The 5365-nt window shown below is 72.3% G+C and carries 6 protein-coding genes and 1 pseudogene; 5 read left to right on the forward strand and 2 right to left on the reverse strand.

Annotated features, from left to right (window positions below; translation table 11 throughout):
* The 4 genes and pseudogenes from H0487_RS21595 to H0487_RS21610 all read left to right on the forward strand — a co-directional run.
* A pseudogene (locus tag H0487_RS21595) lies at nucleotides 1-220 on the forward strand (SfnB family sulfur acquisition oxidoreductase); the annotation flags it as partial.
* Between the two features lie 17 nt (nucleotides 221-237).
* Complete coding sequence (locus H0487_RS21600; RefSeq protein ID WP_183096281.1) at nucleotides 238-1404, forward strand: LLM class flavin-dependent oxidoreductase; 1167 nt, start codon at nucleotides 238-240, stop codon at nucleotides 1402-1404.
* Entirely contained in the window at nucleotides 1401-1925 is a 525-nt protein-coding gene (locus H0487_RS21605) for an NADPH-dependent FMN reductase (protein ID WP_183096282.1), read from the forward strand. The genes H0487_RS21600 and H0487_RS21605 overlap by 4 nt, the downstream gene beginning before the upstream one ends.
* Nucleotides 1922-2449 (forward strand): flavin reductase family protein, encoded by a 528-nt coding sequence (locus tag H0487_RS21610; protein ID WP_183096283.1) that lies wholly within the window; start codon nucleotides 1922-1924, stop codon nucleotides 2447-2449. The genes H0487_RS21605 and H0487_RS21610 overlap by 4 nt, the downstream gene beginning before the upstream one ends.
* A gap of 12 nt (nucleotides 2450-2461) precedes the next feature.
* On the opposite strand, the gene leuD is transcribed toward H0487_RS21610, so the two are convergent.
* Both leuD and leuC read right to left on the reverse strand, forming a co-directional pair.
* On the reverse strand, nucleotides 2462-3055 hold the full coding sequence (gene leuD / locus H0487_RS21615; RefSeq protein WP_183096284.1) for a 3-isopropylmalate dehydratase small subunit: 594 nt from the start codon (nucleotides 3053-3055) through the stop codon (nucleotides 2462-2464).
* Between the two features lie 3 nt (nucleotides 3056-3058).
* Nucleotides 3059-4471 (reverse strand): 3-isopropylmalate dehydratase large subunit, encoded by a 1413-nt coding sequence (leuC, locus tag H0487_RS21620; RefSeq protein WP_183096285.1) that lies wholly within the window; start codon nucleotides 4469-4471, stop codon nucleotides 3059-3061.
* Nucleotides 4472-4607: 136 nt separating this feature from the next.
* Between leuC and H0487_RS21625 the strand changes: the two genes are divergently transcribed.
* On the forward strand, nucleotides 4608-5330 hold the full coding sequence (locus H0487_RS21625) for an IclR family transcriptional regulator (protein WP_109696101.1): 723 nt from the start codon (nucleotides 4608-4610) through the stop codon (nucleotides 5328-5330).
* The last annotated feature ends 35 nt before the right edge of the window (nucleotides 5331-5365 follow it).

Genomic DNA, 5365 nt, shown 5'->3' on the forward strand with positions numbered 1-5365 from the left:
CGCCGCCGCGCGCGCGGCGACGACCGTCGCGGCGGTCGACGCCGGGAGCCGGCTGTTCGAGGTCTGCGGCACCCGCTCCGCCCTCGCGTCACTGGTCCTCGACCGGCACTGGCGCAACGCACGGACCCACACCCTGCACGACCCGGCCGCCTGGAAGGTGCAGCACCTCGGTCGCTACGCGATCGACGGCACCTTCCCCCCGCGGCACGGCCAGCTCTAGGTCTCGGAAGGACCCTGATGTCACTCACGTTCCACTGGTTCCTCCCGACCAACGGGGGCGACGGCCGGCACGTCGTCGGCGGCGGCCACGGCGTCTCTCCCGGCTCCTCCGGTCGCCCCGGCGACGTCGCCTACCTCACCCAGGTCGCGCGCGCCGCCGAGGACAACGGCTTCGCGGCCGCGCTCACGCCGACCGGCGCCTGGTGCGAGGACGCCTGGCTCTCGACGGCGATGCTCAGCCAGACCTCGGAGCGGCTCCAGTTCCTCGTGGCGTTCCGGCCAGGCCTGGTGGCGCCGTTCCTCGCCGCCCAGATGGCCGGGACGTTCCAGAACCTCACCGGCGGGCGGCTGCTCCTCAACGTCGTCACCGGCGGCGAGCCGCACGAGCAGCGGATGTACGGAGACTTCCTCGACAAGGCCGAGCGCTACGCCCGGTGCGACGAATTCCTCGAGGTCGTCCGTCGGCTGTGGGCCGGGGAGGTGGTCGACTTCCAGGGCGAGCACCTGTCCGTCGAGGGAGCCTCCCTGGACCAGATCCCCGACCCGGTGCCCGCGATCTACTTCGGCGGGTCCTCACCCGCCGCCGGGAGGGTCGCGGCGCGGCACGCCGACGTCTACCTGACCTGGGGCGAGCCGCCCGACGCCGTGGCGGAGAAGATCGCGTGGATCCGCGCCCTCGCCGCCGAGGAGGGCCGCGACGAGTCGCGCCCGATCCGGTTCGGGATCCGGATGCACACCATCACCCGCGACACCGCGACCGCCGCCTGGACCGAGGCGGACCGCCTGCTGTCCCAGATCCCCGACGACGCGATCCAGCGGGTCCAGGACGGCCTGCGCCGCAGCGAGTCCGAGGGGCAGCGCCGGATGCTGGCGCTGCACGGCGGGAGCATCGACAACCTCGAGGTCTATCCCAACGTCTGGGCCGGCATCGGGCTGGTGCGCGGCGGCGCCGGGACGGCGCTCGTCGGCAGCCACGAGGAGGTCGCCGACCGGATCGCGGAGTACGCCGCGCTCGGGATCGACGAGTTCATCCTCTCCGCCTACCCGCACCTCGAGGGCGCGTACTGGTTCGGCGAGGGCGTCCTGCCGATCCTCGCCGAGCGTGGGCTGTGGAAGGACCCGCGCCCCCAGCGCCACCGCAACGCGGCCGTGCCGTTCGCGACCGCCGGACGGGCAGCCTCATGAGCACCGCAGCCCGCCCCACGACGGCCGTCGTCGTCGGCAACCCGAAGGCCGGCAGCCGGACCCTGGCCGCGGCGTCGTACGTCGTGCGCGAGCTGACGGGTGAGGAGCCCGACCTCGTCGTCGACCTCGCCACGATCGGCGCCGAGCTCGTGGACTGGCACGCGACCAGCGTCAACGACCTGGTCGCCGCGGTGGGCCGCGCCGACCTCGTCGTGGTGGCGTGCCCGACCTACAAGGCGACCTACACGGGGCTGCTCAAGCTGTTCCTCGACCGGTTCTCGGTCGGACAGCTCGCCGGCGTCGCCGTACCGCTCATGCTCGGCGCCGGGCCGGCGCACGCGCTCGCGCCCGAGACCGGGCTGCGCCCGCTGCTCTCCCACCTCGGCGCCCTGGTGCCGACGCCGGGGCTCTACGTCCTCGACAGCGCGCACGACGACCCCGCGGCGTACGCGGACTGGCTCGTCGGCGCCCGCCCCGCGATCACTGCCCTGCTCACCCACCCCCGAGGAGCCACCGCATGACGATCCTGTCCGGCATCAGCACCAACCAGGACCTCGACCCGGCCCGGCTCCGGGCCGCGTTCGGCAGCTTCCCCAGCGGGGTGGTCGCGGTCGCGGCTGAGGTCGACGACGCGCTCGTCGGGCTCGCGGCGAGCTCCTTCACGTCGGTCAGCCTCGACCCGCCGCTGGTGTCGGTGTCGGTCGCCAACTCCTCCAAGACCTGGCCCGACCTGCGCCGGGCCGAGCGGCTGGGCCTCACGGTGCTGGCTGAGCACCACGGCGAGGTCTGCCGCCAGCTGGCCGGACCGGTGGCCCGGCGCTTCGACCGGGTGCCGGTCACGGTGAGTGACGACGGCGCGGTCACGCTGGACGAGGGACTGGCCCGCTTCGACTGCTCGATCTATCGCGAGGTCGAGGCCGGAGACCACACGATCATCCTGCTGCTGCTCCACGCGGTCGAGCACGGCGCCGGGGTCGGGAACGACGAAGGCGCCCCGCTGGTGTTCCACCGGAGCGCCTTCGGACGGTTGTCCGCCGCTGTCTAGCTCATGCCCGGGTCACGCGTGCTGGGTGACCGGCTTCCAGGTCGGCCGCTCGTTCTCGTAGGCGGAGATGTCGCCCTCGTTGCCGAGCGTGATGCCGATGTCGTCGAGACCGTTGAGCAGCCGGTAGCGCGTGTAGTCGTCGATCTGGAACTCCGCGGTGAGGTCACCGGCGGTGACCGTGCGGGCCTCGAGGTCGACGGTGACCTGCGTGGTGGGATCGGCCTCGATCATCGCCCACAGCTGCTCGATGACGTCCTGGTCGACCGGGACGGAGAGCAGGCCGGCCTTGCCGGAGTTGCCGCGGAAGATGTCGGCGAAGCGGCTCGAGAGCACGACCTTGAAGCCGTAGTCCATGAGCGCCCAGACCGCGTGCTCGCGCGACGAGCCGGTGCCGAAGTCGGGGCCGGCGACCAGGATGCTGACGCCCTGGTACTCCGGCTTGTTGGCGACGAACTCCGGGTCGTTGCGCCAGGCGGCGAACAGGCCGTCCTCGAAGCCGGTGCGGGTCACCCGCTTCAGGTAGACCGCAGGGATGATCTGGTCGGTGTCGACGTTGCTGCGCCGCAGCGGCAGCGCCGTACCGGTGTGGGAGGTGAACTTCTCCATGACTCAGGCCTCCACGGTCTCGAGGTCGGCGGGGGACGAGAGCGTGCCGCGGACGGCGGTGGCCGCCGCGACCGGGACGGACACCAGATGGGTGCGACCACCCTTGCCCTGCCGGCCCTCGAAGTTGCGGTTGGACGTGCTGGCACTGCGCTCCTGGGGAGCGAGGGTGTCGGGGTTCATGCCGAGGCACATCGAGCAGCCCGCGCCACGCCACTCGGCGCCGGCCTCGATGAAGACCTGGTCGAGGCCCTCCTCCATGGCCTGGAGCCGTACACGGACCGAGCCCGGGACGACCAGCAGGCGGGTGCCCTCGGCGACCTTGTGGCCCTTGATGATCTCGGCGGCGAGGCGCAGGTCCTCGATCCGGCCGTTGGTGCAGGAGCCGACGAAGACGGTGTCGACCTTGACCTCGCGCATCGGGGTGCCGGCGGTCAGGCCCATGTACTCCAGGGCCTTCTCGGTCGCGAGCTTGTCGCTCGGGTCCGCGAAGTCCTCGGGGCTCGGGACGTTGGCGCCCAGCGGCACACCCTGGCCCGGGTTGGTGCCCCAGGTGACGAACGGCGTCACGTCGGCCGCGTCGATCACGATCTCCTTGTCGAAGGTCGCGTCCGCGTCGGTGACGAGCGTCTTCCAGTGGGCGACCGCGGCGTCCCACTCAGCACCCTTCGGCGCCTCGGGCTTGCCCTCGATGTAGTCGAAGGTGGTCTGGTCGGGCGCGATCATGCCCGCCTTGGCGCCCCACTCGATCGACATGTTGCAGACCGTCATCCGGCCCTCCATCGAGAGCGCCTCGATGGCCTCGCCGCGGTACTCGACGATGTAGCCCTGGCCGCCACCGGTACCGGTCTGGGCGATCAGGTAGAGGATCAGGTCCTTGGACGTGACACCCTCCGGCAGGCTGCCGTTGACGGTGACCGCCATGGTCTTCGGCTTGGCCTGCATCAGGGTCTGGGTCGCGAGGACGTGCTCGACCTCGGACGTGCCGATGCCGAAGGCGATGGCGCCGAACGCGCCGTGCGTGCTGGTGTGGCTGTCGCCGCACACGATCGTCATGCCCGGCTGGGTCAGGCCGAGCTGCGGGCCGACGACGTGGACGATGCCCTGCTCGACGTCGCCGAGCGGGTGGAGCCGGACGCCGAACTCGGCGGCGTTCTTGCGCAGGGTGTCGACCTGGGTCTTGCTCACCGGATCGGCGATCGGCTGGTCCCAGTCCAGGGTCGGGACGTTGTGGTCCTCGGTCGCCAGCGTGAGGTCGGGACGCCGTACCCGGCGGCCGGCGAGACGCAGGCCGTCGAAGGCCTGCGGGCTGGTGACCTCGTGAATCAGGTGGAGGTCGATGTAGAGGAGGTCGGGCTCCCCCTCGACTGACCGGACGACGTGCTCGTCCCACACCTTCTCCGCCAGGGTCTTGCCCATGACCTCGCTCCTTCTCTCGATCCGTGCTGATCAGGGTTTGATCGCGGTCGTCCGGTGACGGGTCTCGTCGTCCTTCCGACTCACTGAGATGAAGCCTACGCTTGCATCCCATGATCTGAGATGGCAGTATCGGCATATGGACAACTCGAGCGGCGTGGGCGTGCTGGACAAGGCGGCCCTGGTTCTCACGGCCCTGGAGTCCGGGCCCGCCACCTTGGCCGGCCTGGTCGCCGGCACCGGACTGGCGCGCCCGACGGCCCACCGGCTGGCGGTCGCGCTGGAGCACCACCGCCTGGTGGCCCGCGACATGCAGGGCCGCTTCGTCCTCGGCCCGCGGCTGGCCGAGCTGTCCGCCGCCGCCGGCGAGGACCGCCTCCTCGCCACCGCCGGTCCGGTGCTCGCGCGGCTGCGCGACATCACCGGCGAGTCCGCCCAGCTCTGGCGCCGCCAGGGCGACCACCGCGTGTGCGTCGCCGCAGCGGAGCGCCCGTCCGGCCTCCGTGACACGATCCCGGTCGGCTCGCAGCTGACCATGCGCGCCGGCTCCGCCGCCCAGGTCCTGCTGGCCTGGGACGACCCGGACCGCATCCACCGCGGCCTCCAGAACGCCGCGTTCTCCGCCGCCGAGCTCTCCGCCATCCGCCGCCGCGGCTGGGCCCAGTCCGTCGGCGAGCGCGAGCAGGGCGTCGCCTCGGTCTCCGCGCCCGTCCGCTCCCCCGGCGGCAAGGTCATCGCCGCGGTCTCTGTCTCCGGCCCCCTCGAGCGCCTCTCCCGCCAGCCCGGCCGCATGCACGCCCCCGCCGTCCTCGCCGCCGCCGAGCGCCTCTCCGAGTCCCTCCGGCGCGCCGCTGCCGAGTAGCCGCCGAACCCGCACACTTCGGTCGCCGGACCCGC

The organism is Nocardioides stalactiti (genome assembly GCF_014180715.1).
GTDB classification, from domain to species: domain Bacteria; phylum Actinomycetota; class Actinomycetes; order Propionibacteriales; family Nocardioidaceae; genus Nocardioides; species Nocardioides stalactiti.

Coding starts and splice junctions, on each gene's coding strand:
- H0487_RS21600 (WP_183096281.1), top strand. CDS start 238: ATGTCACTCACGTTCCACTGGTTCCTCCCGACCAACGGGGGCGACGGC.
- H0487_RS21605 (WP_183096282.1), top strand. CDS start 1,401: ATGAGCACCGCAGCCCGCCCCACGACGGCCGTCGTCGTCGGCAACCCG.
- H0487_RS21610 (WP_183096283.1), top strand. CDS start 1,922: ATGACGATCCTGTCCGGCATCAGCACCAACCAGGACCTCGACCCGGCC.
- leuD (WP_183096284.1), bottom strand. CDS start 3,055: ATGGAGAAGTTCACCTCCCACACCGGTACGGCGCTGCCGCTGCGGCGC.
- leuC (WP_183096285.1), bottom strand. CDS start 4,471: ATGGGCAAGACCCTGGCGGAGAAGGTGTGGGACGAGCACGTCGTCCGG.
- H0487_RS21625 (WP_109696101.1), top strand. CDS start 4,608: ATGGACAACTCGAGCGGCGTGGGCGTGCTGGACAAGGCGGCCCTGGTT.